A 22,794-nucleotide genomic window follows, 5' to 3' on the forward strand; every position below is an offset into this window, starting at 1 on the left:
CATGCGGTGTCGAGAAGGAGCGCATGTCGGCAGGTACAACCGATGGGTTCATCACTCCTTCAGCCCCACTCTGCTCTTGTCGTGGCTGCCGATCCGCCGGCCCGGCTTACCGGGATTTTTCCATTCGAACGGCAGGCGGCGGTCACCCGCGCCGTCCCGGCTGAAAATTTTTGCCGGGTCACCATCGGGTGCCTGTTTCAGCAGCAGCGCCACTCCCTGCTTTGCCGCCTCCATGCCGGGATAGCGCACCTCGCGGTAGCCCTTGGCTGTCTCGGGCGCGTTGATCGCCTCCACCCACGCCTTGTAGCCGGGTTTGTCTCCGCTGCGGCCGATAAACGGCACCGCCACGTTGTCGATATACCAGCCGGTGAATTCCAGCTCGAGCTCGTGCCAGCCGGGCATCGCCCGGCGCAGGAACTTGAGGTGACGCACGATCCGCAACATCCACTGGCGGGTGGTTAACTTGATCCGGAACTCGCGGCCGAACAGGTTGAACTGCGGCGTGGTGAAATGACGGTAGGATATCCTGTCCCCGCGCCCGGGATCGATATCGTAGCGTGCGCGGTCGCGTTCCAGCTTGCGCGAGCATGTCAGCAGATGCGATACATGAACCTCGTCCTTGACCGCCATCACTCTGTGCAGGTTGTGGATCAGCGCCACCGTGGCCCGGAAACCCTCCTCGGCGTTCTCGGCGGCGTGGGCGCGGATAACCAGGTCGAGGTATTTCGCCCCGTAGTCGGGTCCGCCCCAGGCCAAGACATCCTCCAGCCGGTAGGCCAGCCCGATCATCTCCGCTTCCTCAAGGTCCAGGGCGCCCCGCGCTTTCTCGAACAGGTTGCAGAACTCGCGGGCCAGCTTTTTCCCGCCCGGGTCCTGCTCCATCCAGCGGGCGATATCGGCCAGTTCCTCGTCGAGCGACGGCTCCGGTTCGGGCTTGATCAGCACCGAGCGGTCCACTGCCAGTTGACGGCCCAGCTCGAAGGCCAGCCGGTTGGTGTCTTCTTCCCCGTTGGGCACGGTCGCTTCCAGGGCGTTCATCAGGTTGGCCCGGCTCAGCGGGACCCAGCCTTTCTGCCACGCCAGCCCCAGCATCAGCACGTTAAGATAGCGGCTGTGCCCGCAGAACCGCTCCGCCACCTGCTCCACGTCCTCGTACACCAGGCCGTCGGGCCTCAGGTAGCGGGCGATCTCCCCGCGCAGTGCGTCCGGCTCGAAATCGCCGACCCCCTGGATCGTCTCCAGGGTCTGGTTCTTGGCGCTGGACACCACGGCGCTGGTGTAGCCCGGTGAACCGATACTGACGTGGTGACTGCCGTCCAGCGCGCGGGCCACCTCCAGGATGTCGAGCCCGATCACCAGGTCGGTCTTGCCCTCGGGGATCAGCGGACTGGTAACCTCGTCCGGCGAAGAGAACACGACCACCGATTTCACCGAGCCGTTGCGGATCGCCATGCCCTTGCGGTTGTGCAGGGTCACCCCGTAGCGCTGGTTCATCCCGGCGCGGGCCAGCACGGCTGTGACAGTGTTGGTGCCCTGCCCGCCGAACCCGCAGATATAACTCCGCCAGCGGTAGTCGAGTTTGGGCGCCGATGGTTCGGGCAGTTCGCCCAGTTCGATTGTCTCCACCCTGTGCGGCGGCGGCTGACGGCGGCGGATTATCACTTCCTCGAAACTGGGGCAGGCCTCCACGCGGTAGCAGGCTCCATCGGTGACACAGCTGTTAGGGTCGATCTGCACCTTGCGGCCCAGCCGGGTTTCGGTGCGTTCCAGCCCCAGGCAGCCGGTTTTGCGGGTGCACTCGAGGCAGTCCTCGCAAACTTCCTCAGTTATGTTGATTCGCTGTTCTGTAGGCAAAAAACCTCGATTACGGATCACCTGGAGCAGTTTCTGCTTGTCGATCCGGCCCTGCTTGATCGCGCACGGCTTACGGGCGATAATCACTTTCAGCCCGTCGCGCATCAGCAGATCCTCGACGGTTTTACGGTACGCGTACTCGTCCTCCGGGTCCACCACCACCACAGGCACATCGGGTCCGACAATCCCCCGGATCACGCGCTCCAGCTTCTGGGCCGTGGCGGGACGGCCCAGCAGATCGACCTCGTTGCCCGGCGTGGGGTGCTGACCGGTCATGGCGGTAGTGTCGTTATCGAGAACGAACACCAGCACGTCCTTGCGGTGGCGCGCCAGGTCGCTGATCCCGGCCAGGCCGGTGTGGAAAAACGTCGAATCGCCGATCATCACCGCGCGCTTGTTGACCACGAACGGCGCCAGCCCGGCCGCGGCTCCCAGCCCCTGGCCCATCGCGCTCATATCGTGCATCAGGCGGCTGTCCCAGATCGCGTTGAACATCGAGTAGCAGCCGATGTCTCCGTGGACCACCAGGTCCTGCCTGGGGCCGCCGTGGCTGGCCCGCATGTAGTCCTCGCGGCTGATATCGGAAATCACGTCCATCAGGACGTTGCCGGTGTCCCGGTGGGGGCAGCCGGCGCAGAACGTTGCGCTGCGCGCGGGGCTGGTGACCTTGTATTCAGCAACTTCGCGTGTCAGGCGCACCTCCGAGTTGATTTTAGCCGCCTGCTCGTCGAACAGCTCTGCCAGCCAGCCGCCCAGGCGCGTAATCATCAGGCTGGGCGAGAGACCGCGGCCGGCGGGCAGGCACTCTGTCCCGTCGGAGAATTTCTTGCCGATTACCACGGGCAGGGAGCCAGGGTCCAGCGATCCACTGGCCAGCGCATCCTGGAGGATCACTTTGACCTGGTCCTCGATAAACGGCCCCTTCTCCTCCACCACCACGATATTGTCCACGGCCCTGGCGAAGCGGAGCACTTCCGCGCTGTCCAGCGGCCAGACCACCCCCGGTTTGAACACGGGCGCTTTCCCGCTCAGGTCCAGCTCGGCCAGCATGTCCTCGACATACAGGTAGCCGGGTCCCGCGGCGATAAAGCCCACGGGGCGGCGCTTGTCCTCCTCCAGGGCGATCATCCTGTCCAGGCCGAGCTTCCGCGCGGTCTCGGTGATTTTGGGCAGACGGTGCTTGAGCATGTGCTCCTCGCTGCGGCTGGAGGCCGGCGGGATCATCACCCGGCGCTGGAGATCGAGTTGCGACGTGTCCAGGTTGATTTTGCGGCGGCTGGAGATTTCGGGATAGCGGTTGGGACGGAGAGTCACCGTCCCGCCGCCGTCGGCCTGGGCGGTAGTGACCAGATAGGTGATATACAACTCGCTGGCCGCCGAGAGTTCGAACGATTTATCCACCCAGTCCTTGATTTCCTGCCAGGTGGCGGGCATCACGACAGGCATGAAAATAGAGCGCGACTTATAGCGCGTGTCGGCCGGAGCCTGGGTGCTGGAGCAGGTGGGATCGTCTCCGACAATCACCACCGCTCCGCCGCCGGGGTTGGCTCCGGCCATGTTGCTGGTCTCCAGCACGTCGAGCGCCACGTTGTAGCCGACGCACTTCATGATCGCCGCCGCGCGCAGGGGAAGCGCCTGCGAGCCGTTGATCCGCGCCGCGGCTAGGGCCTCGTTGTTGGCGATAGCGGCCTCGATCCCGTGTTCCAGAAACAGGCCGGCGTTGGCCCGGATCACGTCCAGCGTTTCCGCCACCGGAGAGCCGGGGTAGCTGGAGTACAACGACACACCGGCCTCGAGCGCTCCCTTGACCAGCAGCTCGTTACCGGTATAAACGTTGACCCCATCGCTCTGGGTAAACCGCGGATCGACTTTCTTCTGCATGGTGCTCCTGGTGAAAATCAGCCGGCCCGCAGTCGCGGACTCAAGTCCGGCACGGGCAGGCTGAAATTGAACTGGCTGCTGAAAGAAAACCGCTGTGGGAATATAATTGAGAGTGGGTATCAAAGCAAATGTGACAGGTTTACGTCCGGGACAACGCTCCGCTCAATCCGGCTCGCGTCCCCGGCGCGGGAAGGTGGCGCGCGGGTTGTCCGCCACCCGCTTGGTGCCCGGTGCCGGCGGGGTCCGCAGTAAACGGCGATCAGGGTCAAGATCAGCAGAACAAGGAATCTCATCGCAGCCGGCAGGGCCTAAAGTGTAAACGCCCCCAGCACGTGAAATGCGACGGGGGCGTGAAAGCGGTAAATCGCCATGCGGTTTTCGCTTAATACGGCTCGATGTTTTCGAACTCGGCGTTATCGAGATAGCTGTCCGGCCGGGTGACGAACTGGATGATGTTTTCCAGGATCACGAAATGCCGCTTCTCTTCTTCGGCTATTTTCAGCAGCAGATCTTTCTGCGCGTCCGAATCGACTTCCGCGCATTTAGCTTCGTAAAATTCCCGGCTCTTTTTCTCCAGATCCTGGGCTTTCTTGTAGAGCTCCACCTGGCCGCGGTTGGCGCTGATATCGGCGCCTGATTCTTTCATCTCGGCGAAGATATTTTTCGTGTTCTGCAGACTCTCGGTCTGCCCGATATGCGGCGTACGGCTTTTCATTTCATGCAGGATCTCGTAGTGTTTAACTTCCTCGTCGGCCAGCATGCCTAAAATCTTCTTGATACCCGGATCGTCGATACTGCCGGCGATCTCGCGGTAGTAATCCTCTCCATCTTTTTCCATTTGCATTGCGTAGTCAAAAATATCCATCTCATCCTCCCCACAAATGTCGCTAGCCGAAGTCGTCTTCATCTGCGCTGTAACTCGTTAGAAAGATAAGCTCTACCCGCCTGCATGTCAATCTTCCGCACGCTCGGGACGGGCGCAACCGGGTGCCGCGCCGGGGCTTGGAGAGAAAGTGATTGATTTGGATAGTTAAAGTCGATATGATAAGTAGCCCTGGTGAAGCAAAGAGTGAAGCTGAGATCGCCAAAATTGAAAGTTCAGGAGTTGACCGATATGAGTGCATCCGGAGAATCGATCGACCGCAGGCGGTTCCTGGCCGCGACAGGTGGAGCGCTGGCAGCCGCCGGAAGGATGGGCGCCCGGCCGCTGGAGGCCGCAGCCGAAACAGGTCTGCCCGGACCGTTCGGAGAAGTTGCCCACCTGGGATGGGTGGTCGGGGATATCGAAAAAACGATGGCCTACTGGCAAAAAATCGGCTTGGGCAAAGTGGATATCGACCCGGAGCACACGCTGGAAAATGCGGTCTTCCGGGGCAAGCCGGTGGATGTCACCGTGCGCTGGGGCTGGGCTCAGTTGGGGAGGGTGGGAATCGAGATTTTCCAGCCGTGGAAAGGCTACAGCGCCTACGATGAGTTCCTGGAAAAACACGGCGAGGGTATTCACCATGTCGCATTCGCCCAGACCAGCCCGAAGCAGCTCGAAACCAGGGTGGCCGCGCTGGAGCAGCTCGGCGTTCCCGTGCAGGAGCGCGGCACGTTCCGGAACGGGGAGGGTATTTTCGTCTACATGGACACCGAGCCGGTTGGCGGCGTGACTTTCGAGCTGGTCTACGACCCGAACTACGTCAAAAACCTCGGCAAGCCCGCGCCCGCGCCGCCGCCGGGCCAGCTTTACCCGTTCGGCGAGATTATCCAGTACGCGATCTGCACGTTCGATGTGGACCGGGTGTGCGGTTTTTACCATCGGCTGGGATTCCATGACGGCGGGATAAATCGCGACAACAAGGGTCTGCTGCGCCGTTATCGCGGTAAAGAGATGGATTTACGGATGCACATGGGCTGGAGCAAGTTCGGCGATACGCAGCTCGAAATCCTCCAGCCGACACGCGAGTACAGTATCTACGACGAGTTCCTGGAGCGCCACGGCGACGGGTTCCACCATCTCGCGTTTGCCGTGGATGACATGGACAAGGCCGTGGCGGAGATGCAAGCCCGCGGGGTGGAGATCAGCCAGGACGGGGCGTGGGGCAGAACGGACGTGGAGGGACGGTTCGCCTACCTGGACACCGAAGCCCACGGCGGACTTACAATTGAATTGCTCTGGAGCTGATTAATGGCATATCGAGACCAACAAGAGTTTATCGGGCTGCTGGAAAAAGAGGGCGAGCTGCGCCGGATATCCCATCCGGTCAGTCCCGATCTGGAGATAACCGAAATAGCCACCCGCGTGATGCACGGCACAGGTCCGGCCCTGCTGTTCGAGAATGTCACCGGCAGCAGCCTGCCGGTCTCGATCAACCTGTTGGGCAGCAAACGCAGGATGGCGCTGGCCCTGGGCGTGGATGACGTGGAGGAGGTGGCCGGGCGGATCGACGATCTGCTGGACACCAAGGTGCCGGAATCGCTGATGGGCAAGCTGGCGATGCTGCCCAGGCTGGTTGAGCTGACCAGATACCCGCCCAAATCAGTGGGCAAGGGACCGGTGCAGGAGGTGGTGCTCGAGGGCGATGATGTCGATCTGGGCCAACTGCCGGTGCTCACCTGCTGGCCCCGGGACGGCGGCCCGTATTTTACCCTGCCGCAGGTAATCACCAAAGACCCTGAAAACGGCATGCGTAACGTGGGCATGTACCGCATGCAGGTGTTCGACCGCAACACAACCGGCATGCACTGGCATATCCACAAGCACGGGGCGCAGCATTTCGAGAAAGCGCGGCGGCTGGGGCGGAAGCTGGAGGTGGCGGTCGCCCTGGGCGGCGACCCCGCGCTGACATACGCCTCCACCGCGCCGCTGCCGGACACGATCGAGGAGTACCTGTTCGCCGGGTTCCTGCGCCGCGCGCCGGTTGAGCTGATACCCGCCAGAACAGTCGATCTGGAAGTCCCGGCCCACGCGGACATGGTCCTGGAGGGTTATGTCGATCCGGATGAACCCTTGCGCAAAGAGGGTCCGTTCGGCGACCACACCGGTTATTACAGCCTCGAGGACGACTACCCTGTGTTCCATGTCCAGGCGATAACCATGCGCCGCGATGCGATTTATCCGGCCACGGTGGTGGGGCCGCCGCCGATGGAGGACTACTGGATGGGCCACGCCACCGAGCGGATTTTCCGGCCTCTGCTCAAGCTGGTTGTCCCCGAGCTGGTCGATTACCACATGCCGCCTGAGGGTGTGTTCCACAACCTGGTGTTCGTCTCTATCCGCAAGCGCTACCCGGGGCAGGCGTTCAAGGTGATGCACAGTCTGTGGGGCCAGGGGCTGATGATGCTGGCCAAGGTGCTGGTGGTGCTCGACGAGGATGTCGACGTGACCAACCCCCGGGAAGCCTGGTGGGCCGCGCTGAACAATATCGACCCCCGGCGCGACACGATATTCACCCCCGGCCCGGTCGACGCGCTGGACCACGCATCGAGCCTGCCCCACTATGGGACCAAGATGGGGATCGACGGCACCCGCAAGCTGCCCGGGGAAGGTTTCCGCAGGCCGTGGCCGGACAAGATCGAGATGAGCGAGGAGATTAAGCGTAAGGTGGATGGGATGTGGAAGGAGCTTGGGCTTGACTGAGTGGCCGGAACCCCCGGGCGGAAAGGCGGGCCTGTACAGTTCGCTGGTGATGCTGCCGCACACGGTGTTCGCCCTGCCGTTCGCCCTGACAGCGGTGGTGCTGGCGAGCTACGAGAACAGTGTAACGGTCACCGAAATCCTGCTGATCGTGGCCGCCTTTACGGGTGCGCGCAGCGCGGCGCTGGGGTTCAACCGGCTGATCGACCACCGGGTCGACGCGCGCAACCCGCGCACGCAGGGACGCCCCCTGCCCGCTGGCCGCCTCTCCCGGACAGAAGCCTGGCTGTTCGTGGCCGGTTCGATAACTGTGTTCGAGCTTGCGGCCTGGCTGCTGGGTCCTCTGCCGTTCCTGCTCAGCCCGCTAGCGCTGGCGGTGGTGCTGCTCTACAGCGTCACCAAGTTTTTTACCGCGGCCAGCCATCTGGTGCTGGGCCTGGCGCTTTCGATTGCTCCGCTGGGCGCCTGGATCGCGGTGACGGGCTCGTTGGGAGCCGGAGTGGTGGTGCTCGCCGGAGCGGTGGTTTGCTGGGTAGCCGGTTTCGATGTCATCTACTCCCTGCAGGACGAGCGGTTCGACCGTGCGGAGGGATTGCACTCGATTCCTGCCCGGCTGGGCTGTAAGGGAGCGCTATGGGTCAGCCGTGCGCTCCATGTGGCGGCTGCGGCGCTGCTGGCCTGGGTTGGAGCGTTTTTTCCTGTGGGCGCGTTTTACTGGCTCGCCTGGGCCGCGGTGGCCTCGATGCTGGTCTACGAGCACCGGCTGGTGTCCCCGGAGGATATCAGCCGGGTCGATGCGGCTTTTTTCAAGGTCAACGGGATGGTGAGTGTCCTGTTTTTCGCGTTGAATTTATTGGACCGGGTGATTTGAAAAATAAAAAGCACAACCCCCTGTTTCCCCCTTTTCTAAGGGGGAATAGAAACCTCGGAAACCTGGTGGTTAAGCGGAAATCCCGGAGATTGCAAAATTCCCCCGAGCAATGGGAGCGCTTGCTGCAGGCAGGCGGGGGTTGTGTCGTTTTCGTACGACGCATGCCTCGCCCCTACGGGAAACAACAGAATTATTGATATCGGTTTCGCAGGAGCGGACCCCTGTGTCCACCCGTAACAAGTAAATTGGAGAATCAAGTGACCGACGTTGGGAGTAAAAAACTGGTCGTGGCGATTACCGGAGCCAGCGGAGCGCCCTACGCGGTTCGTCTGCTCCAGGTGCTGGGTAAGCTTGGGGTTGGAGTGGAGCTGGTGGTCAGCCGCATGGGCAGAGACCTTCTCCAGCGCGAGGCCGGCATTCCGGCCGGCGGCAAACTGGCCGAACATCTGAAGAGCAAGGGTATCGACGTTACCGCTCTGGAAGTATACAGCGAGGACAATCTCAGTGCTCCACCGGCAAGCGGTAGCCATCCGGTACGCGGGATGGTGGTCTGCCCATGCAGCGTCAAAACTCTCAGCGCGGTGGCGGCCGGAGCCTGCCGGACCCTGCTGGAGCGCGCGGCCGAGGTCAACCTCAAGGAAGGCCGACCGGTTGTGCTGGTCCTTCGCGAGGCGCCATACAGCCTGACTCAGATCGAGAACATGCGCGCGGTAACCCTGGCCGGAGGCGTCGTGCTGCCGGCCAGCCCGGCGTTTTACCACAACCCTTCCTCGATCGGCGACCTGGTGGATTTCGTTGTCGCCCGGATCTTGGACCGGTTCGGTATCGCCCATGACCTGACTGTTCGCTGGGACGGAGATAATTCGTAAACACTCCCGCGAAAATAAAAGTTACGGACCGGCAGTCCAACGTGTTTCAGTTGGTCGAAAGTGTCACCGGAACCGGTGAGACTGACCGGCGGCCATCCGACGGCATCCGTGGCGTGCATGTGTATCTCACAGCCTGATAATTGTTTATAATCGATAAGTATCGAACCGGCTTGCCTGATGGGCGGCTGGTTTTTTGTTGATGCACAGATAGTTGGGATTGCCTGATATAAAAAACCCGCCGGAGTGATCCGGCGGGCTGGTCCTGTGTCAGGTGAACCTGCGGTGTTCATCCGGCCTGCTTAAGAGCCGGACGAAATCACGCTCAGGCATACAGGTCTACTCCCGCACCATAGTTACTTCCCGGCAGGGGATGCGAGAGCCGAGGTTTGGGAGCACTAAGCATTTTGACCGCGTTTTCGATGCCGGCCCGCTTGATGTTCCGTATTATGACCTGAAGCTGCAGCGGGTTCGCAACCGCAGAGGCCATCGATACATTCCCTGTCATTTGTTACCTCCTTGTAACAAATTCAGGGCATGGTCCCTGTTATTTATTTCGATATTTTTGAGGGCAAACTTTAGTATTTCTTTGTAAATCATACTGTTGGTTGCTTGGCAAGATTGCCCGGATCAGCCTGCCGGCCTGCGGCAAATGGATGAAACAGGGTTGAATTTTCAGCTCAGAGTAGTAAACTTGACTAGGTATCGATTGAGACAGCCGCGTGAGTTATGCGGATTTATCCATTAAGGGGTATTGCATGAAAAAAGCCGCTTTGGTCACCGGCGGAGCGAAAAGGATGGGTCGCGTGATAGCACTTCGCCTGGCCGGGCAGGGCTGGGATATCGTGCTGCACTACAGGTCATCGGCAGACGATGCGGAGCGGACCGCCAATGATATCCGTCGGCTCGGAGCGGCTTGCCACACCCTGCGCTGCGATCTGACGGAAATGGAACAGGTGCTGGACCTGGTGCCGAGGGCAGCGGAAGTTGCGGAAAACCTGGAGCTGCTGGTAAATAACGCATCGGTTTTCGAGCGCTCGGAGATTGCCGCCACCGATTCCGCCCTGTACGATTCTCAGATGGCGATCAACCTGCGGGCTCCGTTTTTCCTGTTGCGCGATTTTGCGAACAAATGCGCCCCGGGGCAGGTAATCAATCTGGTGGACACCCGGATCGGACGCGATGAATCGTCCTACGCGGCATACACCCTGAGCAAGAAAGCACTGGCCGAACTGACCCGCATGGCCGCCCGTGAATTCGCACCGGAGCTGCGTGTCAACGCCGTGGCCCCGGGCCTGATCCTGCCGCCGCCCGCTGGAAGCGGGGAGCAGTTTGCAGGGATGGCCCGCAAGGTACCGCTGAAAGCTACCGGGAACCCGGATCAGATCGCCGATGCGGTGATGTTTCTGGTGGACAGCGAATTTATCACCGGCCAGGTGATTTACGTCGATGGAGGGGAGCACCTGCTGTGAAACTGGCAACCGTAACCATCAAGGACCTGTGTCTGCGCTGCGTGATCGGTTTGAACGACTGGGAGCGCAAGGACAAACAGGACGTGGTAATCAATATCGAGTTCGATTTCGACGCGGAGCGGGCCGTGGCCGCCGACGACGGCGAGCTGACCGTGGATTACAAGACAATCACCAAACGGGTGATCGCCGGCGTGGAAGGCAGCAGCTTCAAGCTGCTTGAATCGCTGGCGGACCTTGTTCTGCGGCTCGTGATGGAAAGCGAGGGCGTTCTGCGCGCGACCGTGGAGGTGGACAAGCCCCACAGCCTGAGATTCGCTGAATCGGTATCGGTAACATTCTCAGCCGAAAGGTAAGCGATGAACACCGCGGTTGTCTCGGTCGGATCGAATATCGAGCCGGAGCGAAACGTGCGGGCCGCGAAAGACCTGCTGGCCGCGGGCCACGAGCTGGTGAGCTGCTCGGAGTTCGTACGTACCGAACCGATCGGCCACCCGGAACAGCCTGATTTTCTGAACGGGGCGTTCCTGGTGCGCACCGGCCTGAACCGTCGGGATTTCCGAGCCAGCCTCAAGGAGATCGAAAACCGGCTGGGACGGCTCAGGAGGCCGGACAAGTACGCCGCCCGCCGGATCGACCTGGATATCGTAGTCTGGAACGGCCGGATTGTTGACCGGGACTACTATACGCGCGATTTCGTGCGCAGCGCCTGCCGGCAGCTTCTCCCCGACCTGGAGAACGGTCAGGGTTGAGCCTGGCGGCGGCGCGAATTATTTTCCTCGGCGGAATCCGGACGCCATCATCATTGCCGCGCAAAAAAAGTCAGAAAGGAGCCGAATGGCCCGGAGGAAAAAACTCAAGACCACGATGAGTGAGAAGAAAATCAGGGAAATGATTTTCGAGGCCGGAGAGCTGTGCCTGGAGAAGAAAGCGCTTGACGTGGTCTTGCTCGATCTGCGCAAGATTTCCCAGATGACCGATTACTTCCTGATTACCAGCGGATATACAGACATTCACGTCCGCTCGGTGAGCGAGCACGTGGAAGAGCAGCTGCGCGAACGTCACGGGATCAAGCCCTGGCATATCGAGGGACTTGAGAACGGGCGCTGGGTGCTGCTCGACTATGTCGATTTCGTGATCCACATTTTTCAGCCCGAGGCGCGGGCGTTCTACCAGTTGGAGAAGCTGTGGATCGACGCCGTGCGGCACGAGATCGGCAGCGGCGAGGAGGAGGGAGCGGCGGCGCAGGGCAGTGAAGCGGGTTAAGGAGCTCTGTCCGAAGCGATAACATGATCTCCCGGTTTTCTACTTAAATCCTGCCAGCCTGCGTCCAATTTGTGAGTGTAATCCAATACACACCCCTGTGTCCCCTCTTTTTAGAGGGGAATAAAAACACCGGTTGCTCCGGGTCTGTGTCGATGAGTCACCAGCGGAAAAATTCCCCTCTTGAGAGGGGTGACCCCGATAAATCGGGGTCGGGGTGTGTCAGGAGCAATAGTTCCAACATGAAAATACACTACAACCCCAAGTTGAAGCAGTTCGCTCGGGAACTTCGGAAAAACAGCACTCTGGCGGAGGTTTTGCTCTGGCAGCGTTTGCGAAATAAGCAGTTCCACGGTCTGGATTTTCACCGTCAGAAACCGATCGACGAATACGTAGTAGATTTCTTCTGCCCAAAACTGAAACTGGTTATAGAGGTTGACGGGCACAGCCACGACTTAAAACAGGCAGAAGACGAAAAGAGGCAGTCAAGACTTGAAGCGCTAGGTTTTATGGTGGTCAGGCTGCTGGATTCCGATGTAAAAACCAATCTGGATGGAGTTCTCAAGGCTCTGGAAAAAAAGTTTGAGTTGGCTAGGAAAGCAGGCCGCTGACGCGGCCTTTTACACACCCCTGTGTCCCCTCTTTTTAGAGGGGAATAAAAACAGTGGTTGCCCCGGGCCTGTGTAGATGGAGAGATCAGCGTAAAAAATCCCCTCTTGTTAGAGGGGAATAAAACCTCGGTTGCCCCGGTTCTGTGCAGGATAGCTATCAGTAAAAATTCCCCTCTTGTTAGAGGGGAATAAAAACACCGGTTGCCCCGGGCCTGTGTAGATGGAGAGATCAGCGTAAAAAATCCCCTCTTGTTAGAGGGGAATAAAAACACCGGTTACCCCGGGCCTGTGTAGATGGAGAGATCAGCGTAAAAAATCCCCTCTTGTTAGAGGGGAATAAAAACACCGGTTACACCGGGCCTGTGTAGATGGAGACATCAGCGTAAAATTCCCCTCTTGTTAGAGGGGAATAAAACCTCGGTTGCCCCGGTTCTGTGCAAGATAGCTATCAGTAAAAAATCCCCTCTTGAGAGGGGTGCCTGCGCCAGCAGGCGGGGTGTGTTATACTGAATTTTCTTAAAAAAGTTTACTGCTGCTTCCTCTCGGTGGCCACGGTTACCATCTCGATCCCGCTCTGGCGCGCCAGGTCCATCACCTCGATCACTTTCCCGTGGGTCACTTCCTTGTCCGCCTTCAAGTTCAGCACCGGCGGCTTGCCCTCGCCCAGCGACTGCTTGAACATCTCCGGCAGTTCGTCGACCCGCACCATCTGGTCGCCGAAATACAACTCGCCCTGGCTGGTCAGGTAAACGGTCATCGGCTCGGGGGCGTCGGAATCGGGCGGCTCGGCTCCGGATTCCGGCAGGTTGATCTTGAGCGCAGGCTGGTCCATGAACGTGGCGCTGACCATGAAGAAGATCAGCAGCAGGAACACCACGTCCACCAGCGAGATGATGTTGATTGCGGCCTTGCGCCTGTGGCGCTGGGAGAACTGCATCAGCGGCCAGCCCTCTGGGTCCCGGGTTTGACTGCCCTGGCCAGGCCGAAGCCGGAGAGCTTGTTCAGCAGGCAGCCGGCCCAGTACTCGAGGTCCATCACCAGCCCGTCCACTTTGTTGGTGAAATAGTTATACGCCACCAGCGCGGGGATCCCGATACACAGGCCCGTGGCGGTGGTGACCAGCGCCACCATGATCCCGCCGGCCAGCGCGCTGGCCTGGCCGATCCCGAACTGGGTGATATCGCGGAAGATCTGGATCATGCCCATCACGGTCCCCAGGATACCCAGCAGCGGGCTGATCCCGGCCACCGTTTCCAGGATCGCCAGTCCGCGCTCCAGCTGCCTTGTCTGCTGACGGCCGGTGTCGAGAATCGCTTCCTTGATCTCTTCTTTCGGCAGTTTTTTCATCTCCAGGGCGGTCAGCACCACTGAGCTGAACGGTCCCTTGTTTTTTTCGCAGATCGAATAGGCCAGACCCAGGTCCTCGGGTCCCTTGATATTTTCGATCACCTGGGTGATATCCGGGCGGATCACTTTCGAGCGCCGCAGGTTCAGCGATCTTTCCACGATTATCGCCAGCGCCACCACGGAGCAGACCGCCAGCGGGTACATCAGCACACCGCCCTGCTGAAAAAGCTCGATCATCTCTTAACCTGCCTTCAAGTCAAATTTACCGGATAAATTCGTTGTAGAAAAATCCCGCCGTGATCTCCAGGTACTCGTCCGGGAAATCGCTCGGCAGGGGAATGAACGGGAACGTGGCTTTTATCGAATGCACGCTGGTGTTTTTCAGGGTCTCGTGCCCGGTGTAGGTTATCAGTACGAAATCGGTCAGCGAACCGTCCTGTTGAATCCTGAACCGCAGATACGTACGCCCGCGGATCAGGCCCATGTAGAACGCGGGCGGGGGATATATATTACGCTCGATCTTTTTTTTCAACTCTTTCAGATAGGGCGCCCAGTTCCAGTTATAGGTGGACAAGCTGAAATCGCTGCCCACCGGCGCGCGGCTCTGCCGGTTATCGAAACGGGGGGCGCGGGGTATGTAGGGACGGCCCTGCCGGCCTTGTGGTTGCTGCTGAGGCTGGGGTGGTTGTGGCTGCTGCTCCTTCTCCTTGGGAGTCAGCCTGCTGAGCGCCTCGAGCTGGCGCATCGGGTCGGCGGCCGTGCCGGTTTCGGTGCGTTCCGGCTCCACCAGTTCGCGTTCCTGCTGTTCGTGCTGAGGGCTTTCCGGCGTGCCGGGCGCGGCCGTGGATGGCTCCGGTTCCGGAGTCATCGCGGCGATCTCCGAGCGCCCTTCCTGGTAGGGCAGTCCCTCGGCCAGCTCTTGCGGGGCATCGGGGTTGCTGGCGGCCAGGTTCTTGTCCGAGATAAACGGGGTCACCTGTTCCACCGGGCTTTCAACAGCATCCTCGGGCGTATCCACGAAAATGAAAGTCATCCTGTCCTGCTGGGCATCAGCCGCGGCCTGTGCGGCGCGGGCCTCGTCCGTGGATTCCATGAACACGCGCAATGGGACGAGCAGCAGCAGGACATGCAGCAGAATCGAAATCAGGAAAGTTTTTTTCAGGCTTATTTCGTCTGACACGGTTCTACCCGGGAATGTTATTTAGGAGGGCGGTGAAAAAATCTTTTCACCCGCCCGTATAGAAATGTATTGCTTTGATCGCTGTCAAGGGCAAGACAAGCCGTTCCAATTGTGACGTATCGAGATATTAAATGTTATTAGCCTTGCTAGCTTTATGAACTGCTCCCTTTCGAATATGCTCTGAACGGCCCTTGACAGCTTGTTCCCCTTACCTTCATGGTTTTTCACAACTCTTTTAGCTGGACAGGATATGGTTGGTGGTAAATGTCAACATGCAAAAAGCCGGTATTCAGGAGTCAGAATGAAACAGTTGTCCCTGTACGTCCGATCGGCTTTTCCAGTATTTCGTTTTTTGATTCTGTCTCTTGTATTCTGTCTTTCGTTTTTCTCCCGACCTCTGTCTCATGACTCATGCCCTTACTACACCCCCGGCGCGCGGATAGTTCTCCGTCCCGCAGCCGCCAAATCTACTCGCCCGCCGGCCCGGCTCCGTGGAGTGTCCAGGTTGAGCGCAGGGTGTAGTTGCTCCCGCTGCCGTCGTCCCGCCACAGTTCCACTTCCGGCGTGCCGTCACCCACGGTTACGCGCATGAACGTGCTGGGCGCGCCCATGTCGCCCACGCCGCGGCTATGGCCCGAGTCCAGCTGCCAGACGCCGTTGAGATAGCTGACTGAGGCGTTGTGGGTGTGCCCGCAGAGGTAGACGGCGTCGTGCTCGCGCAGCAGGGCCATGAACCGGGCGTTGTTCTCTTCGTGCTCGTTGAGGCTGTCGTCGGCGTGACGCACCCGGCCGCTGCTCTCATCGGGCACGGGCACCACCGGTTCGTGGCCGGCGACTATCTTGTACGGCTTCGTCGAGGCGGCCAGGTCGGCGGCCAGCCACTCGTAAAGCTCGTCAACCACGTCGCCGTTTGTCCCGATATCGCTGCTGCCGTCGTAGTACTGGTTGATCACCGAGAAGTGGGCCGGGCCGTAGTCAAACGAGAAAGTCGTTTCCACGCTGCCCTCGGGGCCGGTGCGAATGATACCCGGCAGCTTGTCGCCGCCGGCGTTGTACTCCCGCAGCCAGGCCATGTCCTCAGATGTTTCCGCTTCGTGGTTGCCGATCACCGGGTACCAGGCGTAATCGGCTCCGATCAGCGAATCCAGCACCTCGCGAATATGCCACGGTGGGTCGATATCGCCGGGGCTGACCATGAATTCCCCCGCGCCGGCATCGACGATAGCCTGGACCACCTGGGCGAAATGCCGGCCGTCGCGATATTCCGGTTTCGCGAACTGGCGCATGTCACAGCTAACCAGGAAAGTGAAACCGCTGTCCTCGTTCGGACGGGCTTTGATTTTGAACTGACACGAAAACAATACACCCATGCTGACCAGCAAAAACGCGGACTTCCCGCCCCGGCTCCAGATCTTTCCCATCGGTTGGTTCTCCTTTGTCAGACAACCTCGTCGACTCTCGGGTTACTCATTGTTTGCGGATTTTGTAGATTCCTATTCTATAGCCGCTTACGTTACGTGTCAAGCACTGCGCGGTCACTGTGAGATGGATAGATGCGAAAAAAACTTGACTTGCCGCACCGGGTCGGGCAATCATTCCAGTCCTGCAAAACGAGAGACGTTTTAACCGCGGATGGGAGGCCCCGTGGCCGAAAGGCTGGTACTGCTGGATGGATATGCGATGCTCTACCGGGCGTATTTCGCGTTCATCAACAATCCGCGCCGCACCTCGCGCGGCGAGAACACCAGCGCCGTGTTCGGCATGCTGCTGCAATTGGGCAAGCTGATGGAGGACTGCGAGCCGACCTACCTGGCCCTGGTGATGGATACATCCAAGCCCACTTTCCGCGACAAGCTCTACCCCGACTACAAGGCCACCCGCGAGAAAATGCCCGAGGAGATGCGCGAGCAGATCCCCTGGGCGCGCGAGCTGATGACCGAGGGGCTGCGGGTGCCGATTATCGAGCTGGACGGCTACGAGGCGGACGATGTGATCGGCACGCTGTCCCGCCGGGCCGAGGCTGAGGGCGTGGAGTGCGTGATTGTCTCCGGTGACAAGGATTTCCACCAGTTGATTACTGACAAGGTGCTGCTCTATAACCGGAAGGGTCGCGGAGAGGAAAGCGAGTGGGTGGGACCTGACAACGCCGGCGAACGCCTGGGCGTACCGCCGGAGAAAACTGTCGATTTCCTGGCCCTGACCGGCGACAGCTCCGACAACGTGCCCGGAGTCAAGGGCGTGGGCAAGGTGGCCGCCGCCAGGCTGCTGGCCCAATACGACTCCCTGGACGACATCTACGACCACCTCGGCGAGATCCCGCAGAAGGGGCTGAGAAACAAGCTGGAGGAGGGACGCGAGAGCGCCCTGCTCAGCCGTCAACTGGTCACGATCATCACCGACCTGGATATCGATCTGGACTGGGATGACCTCAAGGTCTGCGAGCCGGACAGGGAAAAGCTGTCCGAACTGTTCGAAAAACTCGAATTCCGCACTCTTCGCGGACGCTTCGGGCTTGAGCCGGTCGTGAAGAAAACGGAGATGGTTGAAAAAGATTACCGGCTGGTCAAGGACCGCAGGGAGTTGGAGCAGGTTGTCGCAGAGCTGGTAAGGGCAAAAAAGTTCGCGGTGGATGTCGAAACCACCGGGCTCGACCCGATCTCCGTAGAACTGGTGGGGATCAGTCTCAGCTGCCGGGAGCACAGCGGATGGTACATCCCGGTGGCCCATTCCCAGGGAGTGAATGTCGAGCTGGCAACGGTCCGCGAGGTGCTGGGGCCCGTGCTGGCCGATGAGTCTGTCGGCTGCGTGGGGCAGAATATCAAATACGATTTCGTGGTGCTCGAGCGCGCCGGGCTGCCCGTGCGGGGAATCGTCGGCGACCCGATGATTGCCAGCTACCTGCTTGACCCCGGTCTGCGCTCCCGCAAGCTCGACGCCCTGGCCGAGAACCTGCTCGGTTACCGGATGAAGAGTTACACCGAGGTGGCGGGCGAGGGCAAGGAACAGGTGACTTTCGACATGGTGGGTCTGGACGAAGCGACATTCTATTCCGCCGAGGATGCGGATATCACGCTGATTATCGAAAATTTGCTCGACAGGAGGATGAAAGACGAGGGACTGGAAAAGCTGTACCGCGAGGTGGAACTGCCGCTGATCCCTGTGCTGGCCCGGATGGAGATGGAGGGCGTGGCCCTGGACGTGCCCTGCCTGGAAAGCATGAGCGGCCAGATGGAGCTGCGGCTGAATGCGCTGAAGCAAAAGGCCTGGGAACTGGCCGGCCACGAGTTCAATGTCAACAGCACCCAGCAGCTGGCAACGATCCTGTTCGATGAACTCGGGATCAAGCCGGTCAGGAAAACTAAAACCGGATTCAGCACCGACAGCGCCGTGCTGGAGCAGTTGTGGAACGAGTACCCGCTGCCGGGGATCATGCTCGAACTGCGCGAGGTGGCCAAGCTCAAGAGCACCTACGTGGACTCGCTGCCCCAGCAGGTTAACAGGCGCACCGGCAAGGTGCACACGTCGTTCAACCAGATGGTGGCCGCCACGGGCAGGCTTTCGAGCAATAACCCGAACCTGCAGAATATCCCGATCCGCACCGAGGAGGGCCGGGCGATCCGCAAAGCTTTCGTACCCTCCGCGCCGAACCGTCTGCTGCTGTGCTGCGACTACAGCCAGATCGAGCTGAGGATACTGGCCCACCTCTCTGGCGATGAGTCGATGATCGAGGCGTTTACCCGCGGAGTGGATATCCACACCGAAACCAGCGCCAGGCTGTTCGGGCTGGACCCCTCCGCTGTAACTCCGCAGCACCGTGCACGGGCCAAGACGATCAATTTCGGGGTACTTTACGGCATGGGACCCCACCGGCTGAGCAACGAGCTGAAAATCCCCTACAAGGAAGCCAGGCAGTTTATCGACGACTATTTCGCGCGGTTCCCCAAGATCCGCGAATATCTCGACTCTCAGGTGGCGCAGGCCCGCGAGCAGGGCTGGGTCTCGACAATCATGGGCCGCAGGCGCAAGCTGCCCGATATCAACAGCGGCAACCGGGTTCAGCGGCAGAGCGCGGAGAGGATGGCGCTCAACACACCGATCCAGGGCTCGGCGGCCGACCTGATCAAGGTGGCGATGATTGAGGTGGACCGGGAATTGGCAAAAAAATTCCCCGAGGCGAAAATGATCCTCCAGGTGCATGACGAGCTGGTATTCGACGTGCCGGAGGGCCAGGTGGACAGCGTGGCGGAACTGGTGGTGGACCTGATGGAGAACGCGTACACGCTGGACGTGCCGGTGAAAGTCGACTTGGGCACGGGTCGTAACTGGCTGGAATGCAAGTAAACGGCGGAGGCGAGATGCCGGCGATCGGACTGACGGGAAATATCGGCTCGGGCAAGAGCACTGTGGCCGGGATCTGGAAGGAAAAGCGGGGCGCGATGGTGATCGACGCCGACCGGATCGGCAGCGAGGCGGTGGTCCCGGGCAGCGAGGCGCTGGGCAGGCTGGCCGCCCATTTCGGCGACCAGGTGCTGCTGAGCGACGGGACTCTCAACCGCCGCCGCACAGCCGAACTCGCGTTCCGTAATGACACCGACCGTCAGGTGCTGAATTCGGTCGTCCACCCGGAGATAATCCGCCGGATCGGGCTGGAGATGGCGGCGGCGCGTAAAGCCCGGGTAAAAGCGGTGGTGGTTGACGCGGCGCTGATTTTCGAGTTCGGGTTCGATAACCATGTCGACTTGCTGGTGGTGGTGGATGCGCCGCGGGAGATCAGGATCGAGCGGATGCTGGCCAAAGGGAAAATGGACCGGGAAACCGTGGAGCGGGTGATGGAGGTCCAGATGCCGCCGGAGGAGATGCGCAAGAAAGCCGACTATGTGCTGCTGAACGAGGGCAGCCTGGACACCCTGGAAACCGCAGCGCTGGAGCTTTACGACCGGCTGGTACCCAAAGTTTAATATATATCTTTGTGTAGAGAGAACCTTGTGTTTCCCCCGTAAAGAAGCGCAGCATGCCGTGTTCCTGCAATACTAAAATTAATATAGCTGATTTTACAGCGTTAGCCTGCCGCCCAGCTTCCCGTATACTTCCCCGCCGCTTTTGCCGATCTCGATCCCCAGGTGCAATACCAGCAGGTTCCACTCCAGCCCGCCGTAGAACACGCCCTCGGACTCATCCCTGCTCCAGTTGGCCCCTGTATCGCTGACCTCGATAGCGCTGATATTTACGCCGATACCGGCGTAGGGTGTGACCACGAACAGGTTCTTACTGATATCGGCGCGCAACGCCCAGGTAGAGAACTCGATATCGGGTGCCAGCAGGTCGGTCGGCAGGGCGATTATTTTAAGGCCGCCGGTTTTATGGTAGCCGGCGGTCACTGAAATAGCCGGGGCGTTGATCGAGTTGCGCAGGATACCCAGCCGGACTCCGCCGCCCACATGGGCGACGTCGGTCGGGACCTCGCCGTTGAGGAACATCTGGCCGGCCTTGAAATAGACGTCCAGCGAGCCGACCCCGTGGATTCCCGGTCCCAGCGTGGTGCCTTCGAGAATTCCCAGCCGCAGGACCGCGCTGTAGCTGCCGGCGTTGAACTCGTCGCTGTCCACGTCGGGGCGGAGATAGGTCCCGTCGACACCGAGCGAGAAATGGCCCAGCCCGCCCAGTGTGTTGGCGCTGGCCGAGACGATATTGCCGCCGGCCGAGAGAGCGCCGAACCAGCCCGATGACCCCTCGTACTTGGTCTGGGCGCGTACGCCTTCGGCAGAAAGAAAGACCAGCAGGGTTAACACCAATTTTCCAAAAGTTCTCATTTCCAGCCTCCACCGGATATTAGCGCTAAAGATAGACAACCCTTCCGTCGCCAGCGGCAATGCGGCCGATAATCCTGGCTTCCTCGCCCTGCATGCCGATAGCACCCGCCACCTCGTCCAGGTTATCCTCGGCCACGAAAACCACCATGCCGATGCCCATGTTGAACACGCGGCAGGCCTCCATCTCGTCGACCCCGCCCTCATCGACCAGCACCTCGAACAGCCGGGGGACATCCCAGCTCGCGGTTTCGATCTCTGCGTGCATGCCGGTGCCGAACACGCGCGGCAGGTTGTCGGTCAGGCCGCCGCCGGTTATATGCGCGGCAGCGTCAATCAACTCACGCGCCAGCAGGATTTCCAGCGGCTTCTTGTAGCTCTTGTGCACCGCCAGCAGCGCCTCGCCGACAGTCTCGCCCTTGCCGCCCGGCAGGGGATCGTGAACGTCCAGACCCATCTGTTGGAACAGCACTTTGCGCGCCAGCGAATAGCCGTTGGTGTGCAGTCCGGAGGACGGCATGCCCACCAGGATGTGCCCCGGTTTCACGCGCTCGCCGGTGAGCAGGCGCTTGCGCTCGGCCACCCCGACGATAAACCCGGCCAGGTCGTAATCGCCGGGAGCGTAAAGGTCGGGCATCTCGGCAGTTTCGCCGCCCAGCAGGGCCACGCCGTTTTCCTTGCAGCCATCGATAAACCCCGTCATCACTTCGTCGATATGAGCAGGTTCCAGCTTGCCGGTGCTGATATAGTCCATGAAAAACAGCGGCCGCGCGCCCTGGACCATGATATCGTCCACGCAGTGATTGACCAGGCAGCGGCCCACCGTGTCGTGACGGCCGGCTTTCTGCGCCACAATCAGCTTGGTCCCGACCCCGTCGGCGCTGCTGATCAGCACGGGCTCTTCCATCTCCAGACCGGCCAGGGAGAACATCCCGCCGAAATTGCCCACATCACTGAGGACGCCCTCGGTAAATGTCTCCTTGACCCGTGCCTTGAACCGGCTGAGCGCGTCGCTGGCGGCGTCGATATCGACCCCGGCTCGCTTGTAGGCGTCCTGCTTTTTGTCGGCGCTCACTTTTTTTAAGCTCCGCGGTTTCAGTTGAACCTGACCAGCCGGCGGAATTTTTCCACCCGGTTTTCGATATCATCGATGGTGATTTCCTGCAGTCGCCTGGTGCTGAAATCCTCGCAACAGAAGCTTGCCATCGCGCTGCCGTAGACCGCGGCGGTTTTCATCGACTCGGCGGACTTGTCGCCGGTGCGATGCAGCCAGGCCGTGAACCCGGCGGCGAACGTATCGCCCGCGCCGGTGGGATCGACCACGCGCAGCAGCGGGTAGCCCGGCACCGCGAAATACTCATCGCCCAGGGCCAGCAGCGCGCCGTGCTCACCCTTTTTAAGCACCACGTATTCCGGTCCCATCCGCTGGATATCCAACAGGATATCGGTAACGTTCAGTTTGCCGGTCAGCTGACGGCCCTCATCGTCGTTGAGGATCAGCACGTTGGAGCGGGCGATCACTTTTTCCAGGTTCTCCCTGTCGCTGGAGATCCAGAAATTCATCGTGTCGGCCACCACCAGGTCCGGGTTGTCCAGCGCATCGAGCACCATCAACTGCTGCGGCGGATCGACATTGGCCAGGCAGACAGTCCGGCAGGCCCGGTAGCTCTCGGGCACGTCGGGCAGGTTGTCGGCGATCACGCCCAGATCGGTGAAGGTGGTGTCCCGCTTGTTGATATCATCGTGGTACTTGCCGCCCCAGCGGAAAGTATCGCCCTCGACCACTTTCACGCCCTCGGTGTCCAGCCCGGGGCGGTCGAACTCGGCCCAGCGGTCGAAATCAGTGCCCACCAGGCTCACCAGGTTCACGGGCGCTAACAGGCTGCCGGCAATCGCGAAAAATGTTCCGCTGCCGCCCATGGCCTCCTCGGCCTTGCCGTAAGGAGTTTCAACAGTGTCTATGCCGATCGTGCCGACAGCCACTATCCCGTCACTTTTAGCAACTGCCATATCCTCAGCTCTC

20 protein-coding genes are annotated in these 22,794 nt (G+C 60.3%); 11 read left to right on the forward strand and 9 right to left on the reverse strand.

Features of this window, described 5'->3' with window-relative positions; translation table 11 throughout:
* Positions 1-51 precede the first annotated feature (51 nt).
* Positions 52-3,735, reverse strand: a complete 3,684-nt coding sequence (locus tag FVQ81_10435; protein MBW7996962.1) for an indolepyruvate ferredoxin oxidoreductase — start codon at positions 3,733-3,735, stop codon at positions 52-54.
* A gap of 382 nt (positions 3,736-4,117) precedes the next feature.
* Positions 4,118-4,642 carry a ferritin family protein gene (locus FVQ81_10440; GenBank protein ID MBW7996963.1) on the reverse strand — a complete coding sequence of 175 codons (525 nt, stop codon included), beginning with the start codon at positions 4,640-4,642 and terminating at the stop codon, positions 4,118-4,120.
* Positions 4,643-4,849: 207 nt separating this feature from the next.
* Here FVQ81_10440 and FVQ81_10445 point away from each other — a divergent pair, with 207 nt between their 5' ends.
* The 9 genes from FVQ81_10445 (at position 4,850) to FVQ81_10485 (ending at position 12,437) form a co-directional block, all read left to right on the forward strand.
* Positions 4,850-5,905, forward strand: coding sequence for a hypothetical protein (locus tag FVQ81_10445; GenBank protein MBW7996964.1), 1,056 nt, complete (start codon positions 4,850-4,852; stop codon positions 5,903-5,905).
* A 3-nt stretch (positions 5,906-5,908) separates the two neighbouring features.
* Positions 5,909-7,360 (forward strand): menaquinone biosynthesis decarboxylase, encoded by a 1,452-nt coding sequence (locus tag FVQ81_10450; protein MBW7996965.1) that lies wholly within the window; start codon positions 5,909-5,911, stop codon positions 7,358-7,360.
* Positions 7,329-8,228, forward strand: a complete 900-nt coding sequence (locus tag FVQ81_10455) for a 4-hydroxybenzoate octaprenyltransferase (protein MBW7996966.1) — start codon at positions 7,329-7,331, stop codon at positions 8,226-8,228. The genes FVQ81_10450 and FVQ81_10455 overlap by 32 nt, the downstream gene beginning before the upstream one ends.
* Positions 8,229-8,473: 245 nt before the next feature.
* A complete protein-coding gene (locus FVQ81_10460; GenBank protein MBW7996967.1) occupies positions 8,474-9,097 on the forward strand; it encodes a UbiX family flavin prenyltransferase in 624 nt (207 codons plus the stop codon).
* Positions 9,098-9,852: 755 nt separating this feature from the next.
* Complete coding sequence (locus FVQ81_10465) at positions 9,853-10,566, forward strand: SDR family oxidoreductase (GenBank protein MBW7996968.1); 714 nt, start codon at positions 9,853-9,855, stop codon at positions 10,564-10,566.
* 2 nt (positions 10,567-10,568) lie between these two features.
* The gene (locus FVQ81_10470; protein MBW7996969.1) at positions 10,569-10,919 is read left to right on the forward strand and encodes a FolB domain-containing protein; all 351 of its coding nucleotides are present in this window, start codon (positions 10,569-10,571) and stop codon (positions 10,917-10,919) included.
* A gap of 3 nt (positions 10,920-10,922) precedes the next feature.
* Positions 10,923-11,315: a 2-amino-4-hydroxy-6-hydroxymethyldihydropteridine diphosphokinase gene (gene folK / locus FVQ81_10475; GenBank protein ID MBW7996970.1), complete on the forward strand. Its 393-nt coding sequence runs from the start codon at positions 10,923-10,925 to the stop codon at positions 11,313-11,315.
* Positions 11,316-11,400: 85 nt separating this feature from the next.
* On the forward strand, positions 11,401-11,829 hold the full coding sequence (rsfS, locus tag FVQ81_10480; GenBank protein MBW7996971.1) for a ribosome silencing factor: 429 nt from the start codon (positions 11,401-11,403) through the stop codon (positions 11,827-11,829).
* Positions 11,830-12,068: 239 nt separating this feature from the next.
* Positions 12,069-12,437, forward strand: coding sequence for an endonuclease domain-containing protein (locus tag FVQ81_10485; GenBank protein ID MBW7996972.1), 369 nt, complete (start codon positions 12,069-12,071; stop codon positions 12,435-12,437).
* A 526-nt stretch (positions 12,438-12,963) separates the two neighbouring features.
* Here the strand turns inward: FVQ81_10485 and FVQ81_10490 are convergent.
* From FVQ81_10490 to FVQ81_10505, 4 genes are all read right to left on the reverse strand, one after another.
* A complete protein-coding gene (locus FVQ81_10490) occupies positions 12,964-13,374 on the reverse strand; it encodes a biopolymer transporter ExbD (GenBank protein MBW7996973.1) in 411 nt (136 codons plus the stop codon).
* Entirely contained in the window at positions 13,374-14,021 is a 648-nt protein-coding gene (locus tag FVQ81_10495; GenBank protein MBW7996974.1) for a MotA/TolQ/ExbB proton channel family protein, read from the reverse strand. Before FVQ81_10495 ends, FVQ81_10490 begins: the two co-directional genes overlap by 1 nt.
* 25 nt (positions 14,022-14,046) lie before the next feature.
* Entirely contained in the window at positions 14,047-14,964 is a 918-nt protein-coding gene (locus FVQ81_10500; GenBank protein MBW7996975.1) for a hypothetical protein, read from the reverse strand.
* 467 nt (positions 14,965-15,431) lie between these two features.
* Entirely contained in the window at positions 15,432-16,385 is a 954-nt protein-coding gene (locus FVQ81_10505) for a hypothetical protein (GenBank protein ID MBW7996976.1), read from the reverse strand.
* A 211-nt stretch (positions 16,386-16,596) separates the two neighbouring features.
* On the opposite strand from FVQ81_10505, the gene polA reads away from it, so the two are divergent.
* Both polA and FVQ81_10515 read left to right on the forward strand, forming a co-directional pair.
* Complete coding sequence (gene polA / locus FVQ81_10510; protein ID MBW7996977.1) at positions 16,597-19,305, forward strand: DNA polymerase I; 2,709 nt, start codon at positions 16,597-16,599, stop codon at positions 19,303-19,305.
* A complete protein-coding gene (locus FVQ81_10515) occupies positions 19,296-19,922 on the forward strand; it encodes a dephospho-CoA kinase (GenBank protein MBW7996978.1) in 627 nt (208 codons plus the stop codon). Before polA ends, FVQ81_10515 begins: the two co-directional genes overlap by 10 nt.
* A gap of 93 nt (positions 19,923-20,015) precedes the next feature.
* Here FVQ81_10515 and FVQ81_10520 read toward each other — a convergent pair whose 3' ends face one another.
* The 3 genes from FVQ81_10520 to FVQ81_10530 are packed head-to-tail and all read right to left on the reverse strand — an operon-like array spanning position 20,016 to position 22,781.
* Positions 20,016-20,774 (reverse strand): hypothetical protein, encoded by a 759-nt coding sequence (locus FVQ81_10520; GenBank protein ID MBW7996979.1) that lies wholly within the window; start codon positions 20,772-20,774, stop codon positions 20,016-20,018.
* A 25-nt stretch (positions 20,775-20,799) separates the two neighbouring features.
* The gene (locus tag FVQ81_10525; protein MBW7996980.1) at positions 20,800-21,846 is read right to left on the reverse strand and encodes a phosphoribosylformylglycinamidine cyclo-ligase; all 1,047 of its coding nucleotides are present in this window, start codon (positions 21,844-21,846) and stop codon (positions 20,800-20,802) included.
* Between the two features lie 20 nt (positions 21,847-21,866).
* Positions 21,867-22,781 (reverse strand): sugar kinase, encoded by a 915-nt coding sequence (locus FVQ81_10530; protein MBW7996981.1) that lies wholly within the window; start codon positions 22,779-22,781, stop codon positions 21,867-21,869.
* Positions 22,782-22,794 lie beyond the last annotated feature (13 nt).

It is taken from the genome of Candidatus Glassbacteria bacterium, from assembly GCA_019456185.1.
GTDB lineage: Bacteria > Gemmatimonadota > Glassbacteria > GWA2-58-10 > GWA2-58-10 > JAJRTS01.